At 69.1% G+C, this 19,562-nt stretch carries 9 protein-coding genes and 1 tRNA gene; 5 read left to right on the top strand and 5 right to left on the bottom strand.

Annotated features, from left to right (window positions below; all coding sequences use genetic code 11):
* Position 1: 1 nt before the first annotated feature.
* Together AC2YHT_RS11480 and AC2YHT_RS11475 are read right to left on the bottom strand one after the other, a co-directional pair.
* A complete protein-coding gene (locus tag AC2YHT_RS11480) occupies positions 2-1,864 on the bottom strand; it encodes a glycoside hydrolase family 2 protein (protein WP_487289832.1) in 1,863 nt (620 codons plus the stop codon).
* Between the two features lie 102 nt (positions 1,865-1,966).
* Positions 1,967-3,115 carry an aminotransferase gene (locus tag AC2YHT_RS11475; protein WP_487289830.1) on the bottom strand — a complete coding sequence of 383 codons (1,149 nt, stop codon included), beginning with the start codon at positions 3,113-3,115 and terminating at the stop codon, positions 1,967-1,969.
* A gap of 255 nt (positions 3,116-3,370) precedes the next feature.
* Here AC2YHT_RS11475 and AC2YHT_RS11470 point away from each other — a divergent pair, with 255 nt between their 5' ends.
* The 3 genes from AC2YHT_RS11470 (at position 3,371) to AC2YHT_RS11460 (ending at position 8,313) form a co-directional block, all read left to right on the top strand.
* Positions 3,371-3,622: a GlsB/YeaQ/YmgE family stress response membrane protein gene (locus AC2YHT_RS11470; protein ID WP_487289828.1), complete on the top strand. Its 252-nt coding sequence runs from the start codon at positions 3,371-3,373 to the stop codon at positions 3,620-3,622.
* 17 nt (positions 3,623-3,639) lie between these two features.
* Complete coding sequence (locus tag AC2YHT_RS11465; RefSeq protein ID WP_487289827.1) at positions 3,640-4,950, top strand: PQQ-dependent sugar dehydrogenase; 1,311 nt, start codon at positions 3,640-3,642, stop codon at positions 4,948-4,950.
* 402 nt (positions 4,951-5,352) lie between these two features.
* The gene (locus tag AC2YHT_RS11460) at positions 5,353-8,313 is read left to right on the top strand and encodes a TonB-dependent receptor plug domain-containing protein (RefSeq protein ID WP_487289825.1); all 2,961 of its coding nucleotides are present in this window, start codon (positions 5,353-5,355) and stop codon (positions 8,311-8,313) included.
* A 167-nt stretch (positions 8,314-8,480) separates the two neighbouring features.
* On the opposite strand, the gene typA is transcribed toward AC2YHT_RS11460, so the two are convergent.
* Together typA and AC2YHT_RS11450 are read right to left on the bottom strand one after the other, a co-directional pair.
* The gene (typA, locus tag AC2YHT_RS11455; protein ID WP_487289824.1) at positions 8,481-10,316 is read right to left on the bottom strand and encodes a translational GTPase TypA; all 1,836 of its coding nucleotides are present in this window, start codon (positions 10,314-10,316) and stop codon (positions 8,481-8,483) included.
* Positions 10,317-10,851: 535 nt separating this feature from the next.
* A complete protein-coding gene (locus AC2YHT_RS11450) occupies positions 10,852-11,784 on the bottom strand; it encodes an N-formylglutamate amidohydrolase (protein ID WP_487289822.1) in 933 nt (310 codons plus the stop codon).
* Positions 11,785-11,934: 150 nt separating this feature from the next.
* Between AC2YHT_RS11450 and cpdR the strand changes: the two genes are divergently transcribed.
* Positions 11,935-12,291, top strand: a complete 357-nt coding sequence (cpdR, locus tag AC2YHT_RS11445) for a cell cycle two-component system response regulator CpdR (RefSeq protein WP_110119269.1) — start codon at positions 11,935-11,937, stop codon at positions 12,289-12,291.
* 131 nt (positions 12,292-12,422) lie between these two features.
* Positions 12,423-12,497: transfer RNA gene (locus AC2YHT_RS11440), tRNA-Val, on the top strand.
* Between the two features lie 266 nt (positions 12,498-12,763).
* Here AC2YHT_RS11440 and AC2YHT_RS11435 read toward each other — a convergent pair.
* Positions 12,764-19,399: a hypothetical protein gene (locus AC2YHT_RS11435; RefSeq protein ID WP_487289820.1), complete on the bottom strand. Its 6,636-nt coding sequence runs from the start codon at positions 19,397-19,399 to the stop codon at positions 12,764-12,766.
* Positions 19,400-19,562 lie beyond the last annotated feature (163 nt).

The following is a 19,562-nucleotide window of genomic DNA, read 5'->3' as shown; positions in this document are numbered from 1 at the left end:
GCTAGCGCCCGTCCCCCGCCAGCGTCTCGTAGTAGTCGGCCAGCACCTTGAAGGCGGCCTTGCGCCGGCCGGTGGGCGAGATCAGGCCCTTGCGGTTCCAGCCCTGCTGGTAGACCGGGTGCTGGCGGCGGGGCGAGCGGAAGTCCTTGAGGATCCAGGGCGACATGCCGCGCAAGGACGGGGCGTTGGCGGCCATGGCCAGGGTCTGGACGTAGTAGCGGGCCTGGAAGTCTTCCGAGAACTTGCGCATCAGCACCGGGTCGCTGAACCCGGCGAGGGCGTCGGCGCCGAACTCGGAGAACACCATCGGCTTGTCGGTGGCCCGCCAGGTGATCTTCGAGACCGCGTCGAGCGGGTCGTCGCCGTACCAGCCGGCATAGGTGTTGACCGCCAGCACGTCGAGCTTGGCCGCGAGGGGATCGTCGATCCACTGCTCGGCGTGCTGTCCATCAGGGCTGGCAACCGTCTTGCGGGCGGCCAGCAGGGCGGCGGTGACCAGGCGGGTGTCGTCCAGGGCGCGGACGTCGTCGGTCAGGGTTCCCAAAAACGCGTTGCGGGCGTCGCTGACCGGGGTCTCGTTGGCCACGCTCCACAGCACGATCGAGGCGCGGTTGCGATCGCGGCGGATCGAGTCGGCCAGCATGTCGCGCGCCAGCTTCAGGGTGCGGGGATTGTCGAAGGCCACCAGCCAGTAGATCGGGATCTCGCTCCAGACCAGCAGGCCCATCTCGTCGGCGACGCGGGTGGTGACCTCCGAGTGCGGATAGTGGGCCAGGCGCACGAAATTGGCGTGCAGGCCGTCGCGAGCCTCGCCCAGCAGGGCGCGGGCGTTGGCCTCGGTGATGGTGCGGGCCGGGTTCTCGCCCAGCTCCTCTTCGTGCAGGCAGATGCCGCGCAGGAACACCGGCTTGCCGTTCAGCAGGATCTCGCCGCCGCGCACCTCGATGGTGCGGAAACCGACGCGGTCGGTCAGCACGTCGTCGCCGGCCTCGACCCGGACGTCGTAGAGCGCCGGCGCGCCGGGGGCCCAGCGCTTGAGGGTCTTGGGCGCGGGAGCCGACAGCTTGGCGACGCCGTCGGCGCCGGCCTTGCCGCTCAAGGTCAGGCCCGCGACCCTGACGCTGACCGCTTGGCCTGCGGCGGCCGGGCCGTCGAGCTTCACGTCGGCGGCGATCGTCCTGCCGTCGCGGGTCAGCCGCACCCAGGCCTCGTCGACGAAGGTGGCCGGGGTGATCACCAGCCGCACGGGCCGGGTGATGCCGCCGTAGTTCTCCCAGTCGGTGACCGGCGGCGGAGCGCCGTCGGCCGAGGGGGTGGAATCGACGCCGACCGTCACCTGGTTTTCGCCAGCCCGCAGCAGGCCCGTCACCTCGAACGAGAACGGCGTGAAGCCGCCCTCGTGCTCCCCCACCGCCTGGCCGTTGAGGAAGACCTTGGCCGTGTAGTTGGCGGCCTCGAAGCGCAGGAAGGCCCGCTGGCCGGGCTTGAGGGCGACGCTGTCGAACCGCCGCTGGTACCAGACCAGGCCCTGGTAGTGGCGCATCTCCGGCGCGTGGGTCAGCCACGAGGCGGGCAGGGTCGCCGTCGGCGAGCGGCGCATGTCGTATTCGTAGAGCGCCTTGGGATCGGCGCGGGTCGCCTGGTCCACGTCGCTGTCGTCATAGCGCCGGTGGCCGACGCCGGGCGGGCCGCGATGAAAGCCGGAAACGCCGTCGCGATAGGGGTCGACCGAGTAGTTCCAGGTTCCGGAAAGGTCCTGGCCGGCGCGCAGGTCGGCGCGGTTCAGGGTCGGGCCGGCGAAGGCCGCCGACGTCGCCAGGAACGCGGCCGCGACCGCCAAGGCCCATCCGAAGATCCGCCGCATCCGCCTCTCCCTGTCCTCGCGACGCTGGTAATGCCGGCGTCGTCATTGGCGGGGATATTGGTCAGGCCAATGCGAGGTTGTCCAGCGGGGCGAAGAGGCAGCTCACTTCGCCCGCGCCAGCCGCTCCACGGCCGCGTCCAGCACGTCGTCGGCCTTGGCGAAGCACAGGCGCAGGACGTTGGTGACCGGGTTTTCCGCGTAGAAAGCCGAGACCGGGATCGCCGCCACGCCGTGTTCGCGCACGGCTCTGAGCGCGAAGGCGCGGTCGGGCTCGTCGATGCCCGAGGCGGTCAGGTCGACATTGAGGAAATAGGTCCCGCCGCTGTCGAGCACCGAAAAGCCGGCCTCGCGCAGCCCCGCCGCCAGCCGGTCGCGCGAGCGCTGCAGGCCGGCGGGCATGGCCATAAACCAGTCGCCCGGTTCCTCCAGCCCGAAGGCGACGGCGGCCTGCAGGTTGGGCGGGGTGGTGAAGGTCAGGAACTGGTGGGCGCCGGCCAGGGCCTTGGCGAGCGGCGGGGCGGCGCACAGGAAGCCGACCTTCCAGCCGGTCATGCCGAACATCTTGCCGGCCGAGCCGATCTTCACCGTCCGCTCGCGCATGCCGGGGAAGGTCATCAGCGGCCGGTGGGCGCGGCCGTCGAAGACCACGGCCTCCCAGACCTCGTCGCAGACGGCCGTGACGTCGAAGCGCACGCAGAACTCGGCGAGCACGGCCAGGTCCTCGTCGGGCGTCACGACGCCGGCCGGGTTCAGCGGGCTGTTGAGCACGACGAGCCTGGTCTTGTCGCTGAAGACGGCCTCCAGCATCGCCCGGTCGAACCGCCAGTGCGGCGGCGTCAGGCGCACCAGGCGCGGGACCCCGCCGGCCCGCCGCACCATCGGCAGATAGGCGTCATAGAGCGGCTGAAACATCACCACCTCGTCGCCGGGCGAGATCAGGGACAGGAAGGCCGCCGCCAGGGCCTCGGTCGCGCCCGAGGTGACGATGATCTCGCGGTCGGGATCGAGCTCAAGGCCCTGGGTGCGAGCGTAGTGGCCAGCCACCGCCTGGCGCAGTTGGGGCAGGCCGCGCATCGGCGGATACTGGTTGGAGCCCTCGATCAGCGCCTCGCCGGCCTTGCGCCGCAGGGCGATCGGTCCCTGGTCGTCCGGAAAGCCCTGGCCCAGATTGATCGCCCCCAACTCGCGGGCGAGGCCGCTCATCTCCTCGAAGATGGTGACGGGCAGGTCGGCGAAGACGGGATGGACCATGGGAGGCTCGGGCGGTGTGGGCGGGGACCATGGCTTGGCGAGGTCGAGGCGCCAAGACTTTCCGCCGTGCCGGCCCCCTCCGGCCCTCCGGGCCACCTCCCCCAGCGGGGGAGGATCTAGAGGCGCCAAGATGCTCCCCCTATGGGGAAGCTGTCGCGGAGCGACTGAGGGGGGGGGCGCCGCAGGCGGCAGGCAACCTCTGCCGCACCCTACGCATTTTCCTGACACCCGAAGGGCGAACAGGAGAACGACGGCATGAACGGCGTGGGTTTCATCGGCGCGATCATCATCGGCGTCTTCGCCGGCTGGCTGGCCGAGAAGATCATGAAGCGCGATCATGGGCTGCTGACCAATCTGGTGGTCGGCCTGGTAGGCTCGCTGATCGGCGCCTTCCTGGCGAGCATGGTGGGTCTGGGGGCGACTGGATGGCTGGGCAGCCTGGTGATCTCGACGATCGGCGCGGTGGTGCTGCTGGCGCTGCTGGGTTTCTTCCGCCGACGCGCCTGAGGGTGGCGCGCCTTGGCATGAAACGTGGCCTGGCCGCCGCCGCGGCCCTCGCCCTGCTGGGCGTGGCGGCCTGCGGCGAGCGGGCCAGGCTCGACGTCGCCGCCGGCACGGGTCCCAATCCCCAGCTGCCGGCTCCGAAGAAGACCCTGCTGCCGACGCTGAACATCGCGCCGGCCAAGGGGTGGCCGGAAGGCGCGACGCCGAAGCCGGCCGAAGGCCTCGCGGTCAAGGCCTTCGCCGACAAGCTGGACCATCCGCGCTGGATCCAGGTCCTGCCTAACGGCGACGTGCTGGTGGCCGAGACCAACGCCCCGCCCAAGCCCGAGGACAGCAAGGGCCTGAAGGCCAAGATCGAGGCGGTCGTCATGAAGCGGGCGGGGGCGGCGACCAAGAGCGCCAACCGCATCACCCTGCTGCGCGACACCGACGGAGACGGCGTGGCCGACCTGCGGGCGACCTTCCTGTCGGGACTGAACTCGCCGTTCGGCATGGCCATCGTTGGCGACGCCTTCTACGTGGCCGACACCGACGCGGTGCTGCGTTTCCCCTATAAGGGCGGCGAGACCACGATCACGGCCAAGGGCGTGCGGGTCACCGACCTGCCGGCCGGGCCGCGCAATCACCACTGGACCAAGAGCCTGATCGCCAGCCCCGACGGCAAGCGGCTCTACGCCACGGTCGGCTCCAACAGCAACGTCGCCGAGAACGGCATGGCGGCCGAGGAGGGGCGGGCGGCGATCTGGGAGATCGATCTGGCCACCGGCGCCAAGCGCCTGTTCGCCGGCGGCCTGCGCAATCCCAACGGCATGGGCTGGGAAGGCTCTACCGGCGCCCTGTGGACCGTGGTCAACGAGCGCGACGAGATCGGCAGCGATCTGGTGCCCGACTACCTGACCTCGGTGAAGGACGGCGGCTTCTATGGCTGGCCCTACAGCTATTACGGCGCCCACGTCGACAAGCGGGTCGCGCCGCAGCGGCCGGACCTGGTGGCTCGGGCCATCGTTCCCGACTACGCGCTGGGGCCGCACACCGCCTCGCTGGGCCTGACCTTCGATGCGGCCTCGGCCCTGCCGGCGCCGTTCAGGGGCGGGGCCTTCATCGGCCAGCACGGCTCGTGGAACCGCCGGCCGCACAGCGGCTACAAGGTGATCTTCGTGCCCTTCGCGGGCGGCAAGCCGTCGGGCCCGCCGCGCGACGTGCTGACCGGCTTCCTCAACGACGAGGGCGAGGCCCTGGGCCGTCCGGTCGGCGTGGCCTTCGACGCCAAGGGCGCGCTGCTGGTCGCCGACGACGTCGGGAACGTCATCTGGCGGGTGACGCCGCGCTGACGATTCCCGCCGACGGTCCGGCGCCCAAAAGACGAGCGCTTTCGGCGAGTGGCGACGCGACCTTTGCGTGCGTTGGTCGCCGCCGCAATCCGTGATGACCTATAGGATTCCATAGATTTCGGATGTCGATGCCGTCGGCACGATAAGCATATCTATGAAGAGGTATATTTTTCCCTGCAGAGATAGCGGCTGAACTGTGACGGACTAGTGTCCGCCTCTCGTTCGTTCGTGGCTGTATATTGCCGTGAACGGCGGCTTTGGCGGGGATTTTGGGGAAATTCCGCAGACGTGGGGTGCGTTGTCGCTTCCCGATCGTCCGCGGCATCTTAAAGCACCTGCCATGGCGGAGGCTTCGCGAGGGGCGAAGTTTCCATGCAAACTCTCCATGGGGGCATACTTTTAATGCTTGACCGTAAGTTGCTGTTGGCCTCGTCGGTGATCGCGGGCCTCGGCCTGGCGCCCGTCGGCGCCTGGGCTCAGACACAGACTCAAAACAAGACCAAGGCCGCCGCGCCGGCGCCCGCCGAAGACGAGGTCGAGGCGGTGGTCGTCACCGGCTCGCGCCTGAAGCAGAACGCCTACACCAGCGCCTCGCCGATCCAGGTGATCACAGCCGAGCAATCGTCGCTGGAAGGCCTGATCGACACCACGGCCATCATCCAGGGCTCGTCCGTCGCCAGCGGCTCGTTCCAGGTCGGGAACGAACTGACCGGCTACAACACCACCGGCGGTCCGGGCGTGAACTCGATTTCGCTGCGCGGCCTGGGCGCCAACCGCACCCTGGTGCTGCTGGACGGCCACCGCATCGCGCCGTCGGGCGTGCGCGGCCAGGTCGGCCCGACCGACCTGAACACCATCCCGAACGCCATCATCGAGCGCGTGGAAATCCTCAAGGACGGCGCCTCGTCGATCTACGGCTCGGACGCCGTGGCCGGCGTCGTGAACTACATCACCAAGAAGGATTTCGACGGCGGCAAGATCAAGCTGTACGGCAACGCTCCGTTCAGCAGCGGCGGCGGCGGCAACCAGTACACGGCTGAAGCGCTGTGGGGTAAGACCTTCAGCCGCGGCTACGTCAACGTCACGGGCAGCTACTACAAGCAGAACGCCCTGCGTCGCGGCGACCGCGACTACCTGAGCTGCGCCAGCGAAAACTACTACGATCCGGACACCGGCGCCCGCCTCGACTACACCGACGCGATCAACGGCGGCCTGAAGTGCTATAACCAGCTCAACAACGTCATCTATTCGAGCAAGCTGGGTTACCTGCAGTACAAGGTCGACGGCGTCGACTACAGCTACGCCGGCAACAACAGCGCCTATTCGGACCTGGCCCGCGTCAACCGCGCCAACTATCCGGAAACCTACCGCTACACCAACTACGACTCGGCCGCCTGGAAGCGCGCCACGGTGATCAGCCCGGTCGAACGCTACAGCCTGTACGTCAAGGGCGGCTACGACATCTCCGATCGGGTCGAAGCCTATGGCGAGGTGCTCTACAACCGCCGCAACTCCGAGCAGGACAGCACCCGCCAGCTGTTCCCGACCGTCGCGACCGACAATGCGAACAACCCGTTCGGTACGGCCGGCGGCACGGCCTATCCGGTCATCTCGGTGGCCTATGACTCGATCCAGAAGGTCGACTACTACCACACCCTGGGCGGTGTTCGCGGCGACCTGGCCTTCCTGGCCGACGGCAAGCTCGACTTCCTGAAGTCGTGGAGCTGGGACGCCTACGCCCAGTACGGCAAGTCGGACGGCACCTACTCGATCAGCTCGATCAACAGCGACGCCATCGCCGCCACCACCTCGTCGCCGTCGTCGTCGCTGACCGACAACGACCTGTGCCAGCAGGCGCTGGTGACGATCTCCGGCGGCGACTGCTCCACCCTGCCCAACGGCATCCCGTGGTTCAGCCAGCGTGTGCTGTCGGGCAACTTCACTGAGGCCGAAAAGAAGTTCCTGTTCGGCGTCGACGTCGGCCACACCGTCTATGAGCAGTGGATGACCGAAGCCTCGGCGACGGGCGACCTGTTCACCCTGCCGGCCGGTACGGTCGGCGCCGCCGTCGGCGTCAGCTTCCGCAAGGACGACTTCGACGACACCCCCGGCGTCGCCTCGCTGAAGAGCAACAACTGGGGTCTGACCCAGGCCGGCCACACCGCCGGTCACGACCAGACGACCGAAGCCTTCATCGAAGTCGAAGTGCCGCTCGTGAAGGACCTGCCGTTCCTGCGTCGCGTCGACCTGACCATGTCGGGCCGTCACACCGAGGTCGGCGCCTATGGCGACAGCGACACCTACAAGATCGGCCTGAACTGGCAGATCACCCCGTCGTGGCGCGTGCGTCTGTCGGACGGCACGTCGTTCCGCGCCCCGTCGCTGTACGAGCTCTACCTGGCCAACCAGACCGGCTACTCGGTCGCCGACCCCTGCATCAACTGGGGCACCAGCGGCGTCAACAGCACCGTCCAGGCCAACTGCGCGGCTCAAGGCATCGTCGAGAACCGCGCCAGCTACAGCAGCCTGATCTACACGGGCGGCGGCAACGGCAACCTGAAAGCCGAAACCTCGGAATCCAAGATCGCCGGCGTGATCTGGACCCCGCAGTTCATCAACCTGCAGGTGGCCGTCGACTACTCGGAAATCGACATCGACAACGAGATCACCCAGTTCGGCGCCGCCAAGATCGCCGAGCGCTGCTACGAGTCCGTCAACCTGACGAGCTCGTTCTGCTCGCTGGTGTCGCGTGACTCGACCGGCGCCCTGGTCGTCCACAACAACTACGTCAACGTGGCCGAGCAGAAGAACCGGGCGATCGACCTGAACGTCGACTACCGTCACAACTTCGACCTGGGCCAGCTGTCGTTCCACAGCGAGTTCACCTGGCAGCTGCAGGACACGACCAAGCTGTTCGGCGACAGCGACGAGGACGACTACAACGGTTCGACCTATATCTATGACGGCCCGGACTTCTCGGGTCGCGCGAACCTGACCTTCCGCCACGACGACTGGACCATCAACTGGACCACCTCGTTCATCGGCAAGGGTTCGGACGCCGAGCTGGCCGGCGACCTGGTGGGCACCAGCAAGTACGCGACCTCCACGGACTACGACTACGTCTCGGGCGGCGTCTACTACAAGTACGTCTATCGCAAGTACCACACCGAGTTCATGGCCTATCACGACGTCTCGTTCCGCAAGAAGATCGACGACAAGACGACCCTGACCTTCGGCGTGCAGAACGTGTTCGACGAGGCGCCGCCCTCGATCTCGAGCAGCTACCGCGTCGGCAATTCCGAGGTGTGGGGCTACGACCTGAAGGGCCGCAAGGGCTTCTTCTCGGTCGAGCGTTCCTGGTAACGGCCTAGCCGGATCTTTCGGTTTTGGCAGGGGCGGCGGACTTTGGTCCGCCGCCCTTTTTCTTGACTGCCGCGCGGCCCGCGGGGACGTCTTCGGCCAAACAAAAAGGCCGCCGACCCTGGGGTCGGCGGCCTCTTCATGTCCAAGTCCCCGAAGGGCCAGGAAGACTAGTCTTCCTTGACGCGCTTCTTGCGGAACGACGGGTTCAGGATCTGCTTGCGCAGGCGGATGTTCTTCGGGGTCACTTCCACCAGCTCGTCTTCCTCGATGTAGGCGATGGCCTGCTCGAGGGTCATCTTGCGCGGCGGGGTCAGGCGGATCGACTCGTCCTTGCCCGAGGCGCGGACGTTGGTCAGCTGCTTGGCCTTCATCGGGTTGACGTCCATGTCATCCTGACGAGCGTTTTCGCCGATGATCATGCCGAGATAGGTCTTCTCGCCGGCGCCGACGAACATGGTGCCGCGCTCTTCCAGGTTCCACAGCGCGTAGGCCGCGGTTTCACCGTCCGAGTTGCTGATCAGCACGCCCTTGCGCTGCTGGTCGATGGCGCCCTTGTAGCCCTCGTAGTGGCTGAACACGCGGTTCAGCACGCCCGAGCCGCGGGTGTCGGTCAGGAACTCGCCCTGGTAACCGATCAGCGAACGCGAGGGAGCGGTCAGCTGGATGCGGGTCTTGCCCGCGCCCGACGGACCCATGTCGCGCAGTTCGGCCTTACGGAGCGACAGCTTCTCGATGACGATGCCCGAGAACTCGTCGTCGACGTCGATCATGACGTCTTCCATCGGCTCCAGGCGCTTGCCGGTTTCCGGATCGTTCTGGAACACGACGCGCGGACGCGAGATCGAGACCTCGAAGCCTTCGCGACGCATGTTCTCGATCAGGACGCCCAGCTGCAGTTCGCCGCGACCCGACACTTCATAAGCGTCGCCTTCGCTGGTCTCGGTCACCTTGATGGCGACGTTGCTCTCGGCTTCCTTCAGCAGACGGTCGCGGATGACGCGCGACTGGACCTTGTCGCCTTCGCGACCGGCCAGCGGGCTGTCGTTGACCGAGACGGTCATCGAGATGGTCGGCGGATCGATCGGCTGGGCCGGCAGGGCGTCGGTGACTTCCATCGCGCACAGGGTGTCGGCGACGGTGGCCTTGGACATGCCGGCGATGGCGACGATGTCGCCCGCTTCCGCGCCTTCATCGACGGGCTGACGCTTCAGGCCGCGGAAGGCCAGCACCTTGGTGATGCGGCCGCGCTCGATTTCCTTGCCGTTGCGGTCGAGGGCGTGGATGGCCATGCCGGGGACGGCCTTGCCGCTCTCGATGCGGCCGGTCAGCAGGCGGCCCAGGAACGGATCGCTTTCGATCAGCACGTTCAGGATCTGGAACGGCTCGTCCTTCTTGGCGATCTGCTTGGGTTCCGGCACGTGGCGGACGATCAGGTCGAACAACGGGCCGAGGTTGTCGCTGGGCACGTTCATGTCCAGCGTGGCCCAGCCGGCGCGGCCCGAGGCGTAGATGTGCGGGAAGTCCAGCTGCTCGTCCGTGGCGCCGATGGCGGCGAACAGGTCGAAGGCGGCGTTGTGAACGCGGTCCGGATCGGCGTGGGCGCGGTCGACCTTGTTGATGCAGAGGATCGGCTTCAGGCCCATCTTCAGCGCCTTGGTCAGCACGAACTTGGTCTGCGGCATGACGCCTTCTTCGGCGTCGATCAGCAGGACGCAGCCGTCCACCATGCCGAGGATCCGTTCGACCTCGCCGCCGAAGTCGGCGTGTCCGGGGGTGTCGATGATGTTGATGCGGGTTTCGCCCGCTTCACCGTTCCACAGGACGCTGGTGCACTTGGCCAGGATGGTGATGCCGCGTTCGCGCTCCTGGTCATTGGAGTCCATGGCGCGTTCGGTCGTCGCCTCGTTGGCGCGGAACACGCCAGACTGGGCCAGCAGCTGGTCGACGAGGGTGGTCTTGCCATGATCGACGTGCGCGATGATGGCGATATTTCGCATGGACATGGGAGGACGGCGGGCTTTCGGAGAAAAATCGGATGAGACGCTGCGCGCGTCAGGCGCGCGGCTTTTACGCGACTGCGCTGCGTTTATCCACCCCGCCCAAACGGCGCCTTATGTCGCGGTTACCGGTGTCACGCCGCAAACCCTTATTCCTACCGGGTTTGGGGTGGTTTCTGGCGGTTGTCGTTTCTTGGGCAACTAATTGTGCAGCGCAGCAATGCCTATTTTATAGTCAAGCTTGAAGATCGATGTTCTCCGATCCTTGCTGTGCAAAGGGTTGCTACCGGATGTCGCAGAAAATTCGACAACGTTGTCCAACTTTCCGCTTGCTCGATTTCGCAGCGCACCCTATAAAGAAGGTGTGAGGCGGCGCTGCCGCTTCTGCCCTTCCTGGGCGTTTCCTCCCTAATGAACTAGCCCGGCCTTACCGCCGGGCTTTTTTTTGGCCTGAAGCCGGCGAGGCGCGATTTTGCAAGCCTTTGCGGCGGTTTGCGGGCGTTTGACCCGTAATTGGCCGTTTTTGCAGGCCGCGAGGGCGCTATTTCAGGCCCGACCAGTCGGCCCCGGCCAGCAGGGCCGTCAGCTTCTCGACATGCGCCGTCAGCGTCGCCAGGTCTTCGGTCGGCTCGCGGGTCGTCTCGTTCATATAGAGCGAGCGGTTGATCTCGATCTGCAGGGCGTGGGTGCGCCGGGCGGGGCGGCCGTAGTGTTCGGTGGTGTAGCCGCCGGCATAGGGGGCGTTGCGGGCCACCCTGTATCCCATCTCCTCCAGCGCCTGCTCGACCAGCTTGGTCAGCTCGGGCGCGCAGGCCGCGCCGAAGCGGTCGCCCAGCACGATGTCGCAAGGGCCGCCGCCTCGGGCCCGCGAACCGCGCGCCGCCGCCGCCGGCATCGAATGCCAGTCGATCAGCACCGCCAGGCCGTGGGCGGCCCGCGCCTGGGCCAGCAGGCGGGTCAGCATGTCGTGATAGGGGCGGTGGGCGCGCTCGACCCGAGCCTTGGCCTCGTCGAAGGTCAGCTTGCGGGCGTAGATCGGCCGCCCGTCCGCCACCCGGGCGATGGCCCCCAGGCCGGCGGCGACCCGGGCGGTGCGGCCGCGGGCGAACTCCGGCAGGTCGCCGTCGAACATCGCCGGGTCCATCTCCCACGGGTCGCGGTTGAGATCGATATAGGCCCGCGCCAGCCGCGCCCGGATGGTCGAGATCCCTTGCGTCGGGGCCCTGGCGATCAGCCGGTCGACGAAGGCGTCCTCGGAGCCGCGCAGCACGTTCTCGGGCAGGCGGGCGGCGGCCATCATTTCCGGCGGGTACAGGGCTCCCGAATGGGGCGAGGCGAACACCAGGGGCGTCGGGGCGCTCTGGCCCTCCGGCGCGGCCCGCACGGCCTCGTACGCCGGCTCGCGCCCCGGATCGGCGGTCGCGCCGGCCTGGGGCGAAGCGGTGTCCGGGGTGATCGGGTCCCATGCGTTCATGCGTCACATAGTCGAGAACCCCGGGCTTGCGGTCAAATGTCCTCGCGCCCTGTCGTATCTGTGGACGGTCCGCGTCGGTTCACCGGCGATTTACCGTCCCGGGCCTAGATTCGGCTTTCCAGAGACGAGATCCAACGGACACTGACCGACATGGCCCGCATCCTCCTCGCCGAAGACGACGACTCGCTGCGCGGCTTCCTTGCCCGTGCGCTCGAACGCGCCGGCTTCGAAGTCACCGCCTGCGCCGACGGCGAAGAGGCGGTCGGCCACCTCGACCACCCGTGGGACCTGCTGCTGACCGACATTGTCATGCCCGGCATGGACGGCATCGAGGTGGCGCGCCAGGCGGCGGCCCGCGACCCGGACCTGCGCATCATGTTCATCACCGGTTTCGCCGCCGTGGCCCTGTCGGCCCAGGACCGCGCCCCGGCCGGCGCCAAGGTGCTGTCCAAGCCCGTCCACCTGCGCGACCTCGTCTCCGAAGTCGAAAAGATGATGGCGGCGTAAGCCTCCACAGCCTTCCGCGAAACTTCTCCGAAAAAGTTTCCTCGGCGGCTTGCGCCCCGGCCAAGCCGCCGCTATACCCCCACACCTTCCCGGCCGGGACGCCTCCTCGAGGCGCTTCGGATCGCTTCGGCGGACGCGTAGCTCAGCGGGAGAGCACTACGTTGACATCGTAGGGGTCACAGGTTCAATCCCTGTCGCGTCCACCATCCCTTCTCTTTAAAATCAGAGACTTGCGCCGAGCGCGCTGACGCGCGGCCGCGTTCGATCGCGGCGCTTGGGTCGTGCTGATCTCCGCGGATCGTGCGGAGAATGAAGCCGCTATTCTCCGCACCCATTGCGCCTGAAGCGCCGAACCTCGCGTGCAAAGAAAAAGCGCCGCGTTTCGGCGGCGCTTTCTGTGGGTCGCTCGGGACGGCCCGGTCTTGCGTTGAAGGCAGCGACGCGGCGTCCGTACGCCGCGTCGCTTCCGTCGTCAGTAGCGCAGGCGCAGGCCCAGCGAGGCGCCGGCTTCGCTGTAGGCGTCGTTGGCGCGCAGCTTGGCGTCCACGAAGCCGGTCCAGCCGCTCTTGCTGCGGCTCGACAGGTTGAAGCCGAACTCGCCATAGGCGCCGTCGAAGGCCTTGTCGGTGATCTTGAACGGCGCGCCGGCGCTGAGCAGGGTCACGTCGTTCTTGCCCTTCAGTTCATCGACCACCCGCACCGAGACCGCGTAGCGGGTCGTCCAGGCCTCGCTGGGGGCCAGGACGCCGGTGATGCGGGCGCCGAGGCTGGCCCGCACGCTCTTGGCGTCCTCGAAGCGGAAGGTCGTACCCGCGGTCGAGACGTCGTCGATGCTGGTGTCGACATAGGTCACGCCGAGGCTCGGCTCGATCACCGCGCCGCCGAAGAACGGCCTGCGCAGGCCGGCCTCGACCGCGCCGCCGAGCGAGGTCACGTCGGCCTTCTGCTGGGTCCAGCCGGCCAGCTGCGAGGCGGCCAGCTTGGCGTTCAGCTGGCTGGCCGCGACCGTGGCCGAGACGAAGGTCCCGCCCGACAGCCAGCTGGCGTAGCCGCTCAGCACCGGGCCCTGCAGCTTGGTCAGGGTGTCGTACTGGTCGAAGCGGGCCTTGGCCTGGGCGTAGCCCAGCGCCGCGCCCCAGGCCAGGCCGCCGCCCGACGCGGCGTTGACGGCGTCGAAGCCGATCGTCGCGTTGGTGGAGTCCTGCTTGTAGGAGGCGTCGTAGGCGTAGCTGTTCGACAGCACGGTCAGTGACTGGCCGGTCTGGCGTTCGGCGCGGGCGGCGTCGGCCTTGAACCAGAAGCCGGTCTTGGCGGACGGCGCGTCGGCCTTGGCCGCCGGGTCCAGCGCGTCGCGCAGCTCGGCGTTGCGGGCGCCGCGGTCGGCCGCGCCGTGCCACAGGCCCTGGGCCTGGGCCGCCAGGGTGGCGAACTGGTAGGCCTGGGTCTTGGGCGCGCTGACCAGCACGGTTCCGGTCGAGGCGTTGGCCAGCTGGCTGAAGAACAGGCCCGGCTTGTCGATCGCCCCGCCGAAGATGGCGGCGTTGTACCAGGACGAGCCGCTGTCGAGCACGAAGTCGCCGGCGTGGGTGGTCCCGACGACGACGGCGGTCCCGGTCAGGTTCAGCGCGCCGAAGCCGCTGGCCCGGTCGGCGACCCGCACCTTGGTGACGCCCGAAGACGTCCCCACGGTCAGCGTGTCGGCCTTGCCGCCGGCGTTGATGGCGGCGTCGATCGACAGCAGGGCCGCGCCCGAGCCGACATAGCTGGACCCGGTCGCCACGATGCTGTCGCCGACGACGCCGTTGGCCATCTCCAGCACGCCGCTGTTGGCGAACCGCGTCAGGCTCTTGAGGACGAAGCTCGAGCCGCCGACGGCCACGGGGTTGAAGCCCACATAGACCGTGCCGCTATTGGTCAGGACGTTGGTCCCGCCGCGGAAGTCGAAGGTGGTCAGGGCGCCCAGGGTGATCAGCTTGCCGGAGTTGCCGAAGGCGTCGTCGCCGGCCGCGAAGATCGACTCGCCGCCGGTCTCGAAGTTGGTGCCGGCGGCGCTGACCAGTTGGCCGCTGTCGGCGCCGGTCAGGGCCGAGAAGTCGACCCGGCCGGCGATCGTGCCGCTGTTGTTGACCACGACCGAGCCGCCGGTGGCGCGCAGGGCCACGTCGTAGACCGAGCCGCTGACCGACTGGATCGTCGCGCCCGACGCCACGTTGAGCGTCGAGTGCTCGCCCTTGGCGGTGTCGAGGGTGATGACCGCCGAATTGGCGCTGTCGATCTTGCCGGCGATCACCGCGCCCGAGGCGATGTTGATCGTGCCGCCGCCGGTGGAGACGGCCTGGATGGCCGGGCCGCTGGCCGAGATCACGCTGCCGCCGATGTTCAGCTCCAGCCCGCCCGTGCCCGAGGTCGCGGCGATGCCGACGCCCGAGGCGCCGCTCACCGTCCCGGTGGTGGTCAGGCTGGTCGAGCCGGCGCCGCTGGTCGAGACTACCAGGCCCTGGGTCGAGCCGCTGACCGAGCCGGCGTTGACGACGCTGACGTCGCCGCCGGCCGAGGAGACGACGAAGCCCGCGCCGTCGAAGCCGCGCACGACGGCCCCGGCGGCGGTGGTCACCGTCACCGTCCCCGAACCGGTCGAGACCACCGAGGCGCCGATGTCGCCCTCGGCCACGCCGCCGGCGGCGGTGTAGGTGACGTCGCCCGCGCCTTCCACGACCACGCCGTAGGCGCCGGGGTCGATGATCCCGCTGGTCGTGACGACGACCGCGCCCGTGCCGTGGTTGACGGCGTAGATGCCCGCGCTCTGCTGGCCCGAGCCCGGGGCGACATAGATGCCGCCGCTGGAGTTGATGACCAGGTCCTGCGAGCCGCCGAGGATCTCGGCGCGGATGCCCGTGCCGACCCAGCCGTTGTCGCCGGCCACGCCGAGCGAGCCGGCCTGGTTGATGGTGATCGAGCCGGTGGCGGTGCTGGCGTTGATGCCGACGGCCGCGCCGGGCGAGATGGTCCCGGTCACGCCGGTGGTCACGGCGATGTCGCCGGCCTCCGTCGTGGCCAGGATGCCCGTGCCCGCCGTGACGATGGCGGCGTTGTTGGCGATGGTGATGTCGCCGGCGCCGACCGTCGCGGCCGAAACGCCGACCGCGCCCTTCAGCGTGGTTCCGGCGGCCGTGGCGACGCTGGCGTTACCGGCGCCGCGCACCTGGGCGCGGATGGCCGCCTGGGCGCCCGTCACGTCGCCGCGAGTCTCGACGATCACGCCGCCGTTGGCCCCGCCGACGCCCGAGATCGCCTCGACGCCGTTGTAGCCGCCCGACACCGCGCCGCGGGTCAGGATCGAGATCAGGGCCGCCTGGTCGCTTTCGGCGTAGACGCCGTCCCAGGTCGAGCCGCCCGTCCCGTTGTTGGCGATCGCCGAATTGGCGTCGATGACGATGTCGCCGCCGACGGTCTGGGCGCTGATCGCCGAGCCGCCCGTCGAGGTGACGGTCCCGGCCGAGCGGATGGTCAGGCTGTTGACGTTGAGGACGCCGTTGTTGCGGCCGACAATGCCGAAGATCGAGGCGGCGTCGATGTCGCCGCCGATGTCGATCAGCACCTTGCCGTTGGGGTTGGCGCCCTGGCTGGAGGCCACGACGCCGCGCGTGCCGGCGTCGATCATGCTGGCGTAGACGCTGACGTCGCCCGAGCCGGTGGCGAACAGGCCCGTGCCGCCCGAAGTCACCGCGCCGATGCGCTGGGTCGCCGAGCCCAGCGACACGGCGGCCGCGCCGCCGCGCACCCGCACGCCGTCGGTCTGGGCGGTGATCGCGCCGGTGGTGACGCTGACCGCGCCGCCGGCGCTCTGGATCTCGATCGCGCGACCGCTCGCGGCGGTCACGTCGGCCGTGGCCACGGTGATCGCGCCGGTTCCGCCGGTGGTCTGGGCGAAGATCCCGCCGGCCGCGCCGCCGGTGAGCAGCCCGGCGGTCGTGACGTCGATCGCGCCGCCGCTGGACAGGGCGATGACGCCGTAGCCGCTGGTCTGGTTGACGCCGGTGACGTCGCTGAGGCCGTTCTGCGAGACGCCGCCGCCATTGGTGGCGGTGACCGCGCCGGTCGAGACCGACACCGCGCCCGCGCCGCTGGCGAAGACGCCCGGACCGTTCGTGCCGGTCACGGCCGCCAGGTCGAGGTCGATACCGCCCTTGCCCGTCGAGATGGCGACGACGCCGGTCTGGCCGCGGATGGCGGCGTCGGCGGTGATGTCGATCGCGCCGTGGTCGACGGCGCTGCGCAGGAAGGCCTCGATGCCGTTGTACGAGCCGGTGACCGCGCCGTGGGTCGTGATCGAGATGTTGTTGTCGTCATAGCCCTCGGCATAGACGCCGTCCCACGAGCCGGTGGCCTGCGAGGCGTTGGCCTGGATGGCGCCGTTGGCGACGACGGTGATGTCGCCGGCGTTGGCCTGGGCGCTGATCGCCGAGCCGCCGGTCGAGGTGACCGCGCCGGTGGTGATGCTCACGGTGTTGGCCGCCAGCACGCCGTTGTTGAGGCCCAGCACGCCGTAGCTGCCGCCCGCGACGACCGTGCCGTTGACGTCGATCACCACCTTGCCGTCGGGGTTGGAGCCCTGGCTGGAGGCCAGGACGCCGCGCGTGGCGGCGGTGACGTTGGTGGCGTAGATGCTGACGTCGCCCGAGCCGGTGGCGAACAGGCCCGTGCCGCCGGCGGCGTTGACCGTCCCGATGCGGTCGCTCGCCGTGCCGACGGTGATGGCGCCGGCCGTCGCGCCGTCGCCCCAGCCGCGCACCCGCACGCCGTCGGTGGCGGCGGTGATGGCGCCGGCGGTGACGGTCACCGGGCCGCTGGCCGAGTTGACCTCGATCGCGCGCCCTGCGCCGGCCGTGACGTCGGCGAGGTCGAGGGTGACGCCGCCGGCGCCGTCGCCGGCCGCCGAGCGGACATAGAGACCGCCGGCCGCGCCGCCGGTCAGGGTTCCGGTCGAGGTCACGTCCACCGCGCCGAGCGAGGAGACGGCGTTGATCGCATAGCCCGCCGCGCCGGTGACGCCGGTCGCGTCGTTGAAGGCGTCGAGGGTGATCGCGCCGCCGCCGGTGGCGGTGACCGCGCCGGTCGAGATCGAGATGTCGCGCTTGGCGCTCGCGAAGACGCCGTGGCCTTCGGTGGCGATCACGTCGGCCAGGTCGAGGGTGACCTTGCCGTCGCCGGTGGCTTCGGCGCCGACGCCCTCGTACTTGCCGGTGACGGTCTGGGTGGCGGTGATGTCGATCGCGCCGCCGGTCGTGGCCGCCGTGGCGTTGGCGTAGATCGCCCAGACGCCTTCGACCGCGCCGTTGGTGACGACGCCGATGGCGCCGTTCTCGTAAGCCTTGGCCCAGACGCCGTTGCTGCCGGTCGACCTCAGCGCGCCGTCGGCGGTGATCGAGATGTCGCCGTTGACGGCCTCGGCGCTGATGGCCGTGCCGGTCCCGGCGGTGATCGCGCCCGCGGTGCGGATCGTCAGGTCGTTGCCGACCGCCTCGCCGTAGTTGACGCCGATGATCCCGTAGGAGCCGGCGTTGATCGCGCCGCTGACGTCGACCACGACGTCGCCGTTCGGCGCCGTGCCCTGGCTGGCGGCGACGATGCCGCGCGTGCCGGCGGTCACGCCGGTGGCGTAGACGTTCACGTCGCCCTGGCTGGAGGCGAAGATCGCCGTGGCGTTGGTGCTGGTCGCCGAGCCCAGCCGGCGATCGGCCGTGCCGACGCTGACCGTGCCCGCGCCGCCGACGGTCGAGTTGTTGGCCGAGACGGCGTTGCCCGTGCGGGCGCTGACCGAGCCGGCATGGACGGTGATGGCGCCCGCGCCGCCGGTGGCGACATAGACCCCGACGCCGTCGCCTTGGATCGAGCCGGCCACGTCGACGTCGATCTGGCCGCCCGCGCCGCGCAGGTCGGCGCCGTTGTAGGTCGTGCCGATGAACGACGAGCCGGCGTCGGTCGCCGTGACGCTGAGTGCGCCAACGCCCGAGGTGGTCAGGTAGACGCCGGTGGCGCCGGTGACCGTGTTGGGGCCGTTCAGGGTGTAGGCGATGTCGCCCGAGCCGGTGGTGCTGGAGAAGACGGCGTTGCTGGACGTGCTGTTCACGCCCGCGGTCGAGATCGTGATGTCGCCCGCGCCCGAGGTGTTGGCCGAGATCGCGCCCGCGCCGCCGCGAATGGCTGCGGTCGCATCGACGCCGACGTCGCCGCCGGTCGACTGGGCGTAGATCGCCGCATAGGCGCTGCGCGTCGTCGCGCCGATCGTGTCGCCGAGGGTGACCTGGACGTCGCCGGCCCCGCTGGTCACGGCGAAGACGGTGTTGGCGCCGCCTTCCAGCTTGCCGCCGGCGGCGGTGGTGACGGCGACCTCGCCGGTCCCCGAGGTCATGGCGTTGATGGCCGAGCCGGTGGACGAGGCGGTGATCGCCGTGGTCACGCCGCCGTCAGCGCCGATCGTGACGTCGCCGCCGGCCGACGAGCCCTGGACGCCTCCGGTCCCGGTGATCGTTCCACCCTTGGAGACGATGGTGACGTCGCCGCTTCCGTAGGCCGACCCGATGATGCCCTGGGACGTGTTGGTGATGACGTTGCCGCCATTCAGGATGGTGACCGAACCGGTCGAGGCGCTGGCGTTCAGGCCGGTTCCGAAGGATCCGGCGCCGACATAGGTTCCGCCGCCGGCGCTGGCGTCGAGCAGCACGTCCTGGGTCTGGGCGTAGGCCCAGACGGCGCTCGACATGCCCTGAAGGCTGTTGGTCCCGTCGAGGATGACGCTCAGTTGGCCCGGGCTGGTCCCGGTGGACGACACGTTCACGCCGGACCAGCCGCCGGTGTTGGCGACCACCACGGCGTTCGAGATCGTGACATCGTCGTTGGTCCCGGCGGCGACCGAGACGCCTCCACCAGTTCCGCCGTCGAACAGCGTGCCGTTGGTCGTGGTGATCGTCCCGGCGGTCAGGGCCTGGCCCGGGGCGCCGTTCAGCACGGCCTGGGCGCCGGCGAGGCTGGGCGCGAGCGCGCACAGCGCCACGATCGAGGCGCTCGTCATCATCGTCCGCGACAGGCGGTCGTTGGTCTTCTTCATGTGGTCTCAGTCCCCCGAAGGACCGCGATCCGGCATCACGGTCCCGTCTGGCGCGTTTGCGCGCCATTGTTGCAAGCGTGACCGCTAGCACCGCGCTCGGTGACCGTCGTGTTCCAACATTGGAACATTTGAGGGGGTGGACGAGCGTCTGGCTGCCGAGTCG

It is taken from the genome of Caulobacter sp. SRI_008 (assembly GCF_057586355.1).
Note: the sequence above shows the minus strand (reverse complement) of the source record. Positions and strands in the feature narration are given on the sequence as shown.

Coding starts and splice junctions, on each gene's coding strand:
- AC2YHT_RS11465 (WP_487289827.1), top strand. CDS start 3,640: ATGAAACGTGGCCTGGCCGCCGCCGCGGCCCTCGCCCTGCTGGGCGTG.
- AC2YHT_RS11435 (WP_487289820.1), bottom strand. CDS start 19,399: ATGAAGAAGACCAACGACCGCCTGTCGCGGACGATGATGACGAGCGCC.
- AC2YHT_RS11480 (WP_487289832.1), bottom strand. CDS start 1,864: ATGCGGCGGATCTTCGGATGGGCCTTGGCGGTCGCGGCCGCGTTCCTG.
- typA (WP_487289824.1), bottom strand. CDS start 10,316: ATGTCCATGCGAAATATCGCCATCATCGCGCACGTCGATCATGGCAAG.
- AC2YHT_RS11460 (WP_487289825.1), top strand. CDS start 5,353: ATGCTTGACCGTAAGTTGCTGTTGGCCTCGTCGGTGATCGCGGGCCTC.
- AC2YHT_RS11470 (WP_487289828.1), top strand. CDS start 3,371: ATGAACGGCGTGGGTTTCATCGGCGCGATCATCATCGGCGTCTTCGCC.
- AC2YHT_RS11450 (WP_487289822.1), bottom strand. CDS start 11,784: ATGAACGCATGGGACCCGATCACCCCGGACACCGCTTCGCCCCAGGCC.
- cpdR (WP_110119269.1), top strand. CDS start 11,935: ATGGCCCGCATCCTCCTCGCCGAAGACGACGACTCGCTGCGCGGCTTC.
- AC2YHT_RS11475 (WP_487289830.1), bottom strand. CDS start 3,115: ATGGTCCATCCCGTCTTCGCCGACCTGCCCGTCACCATCTTCGAGGAG.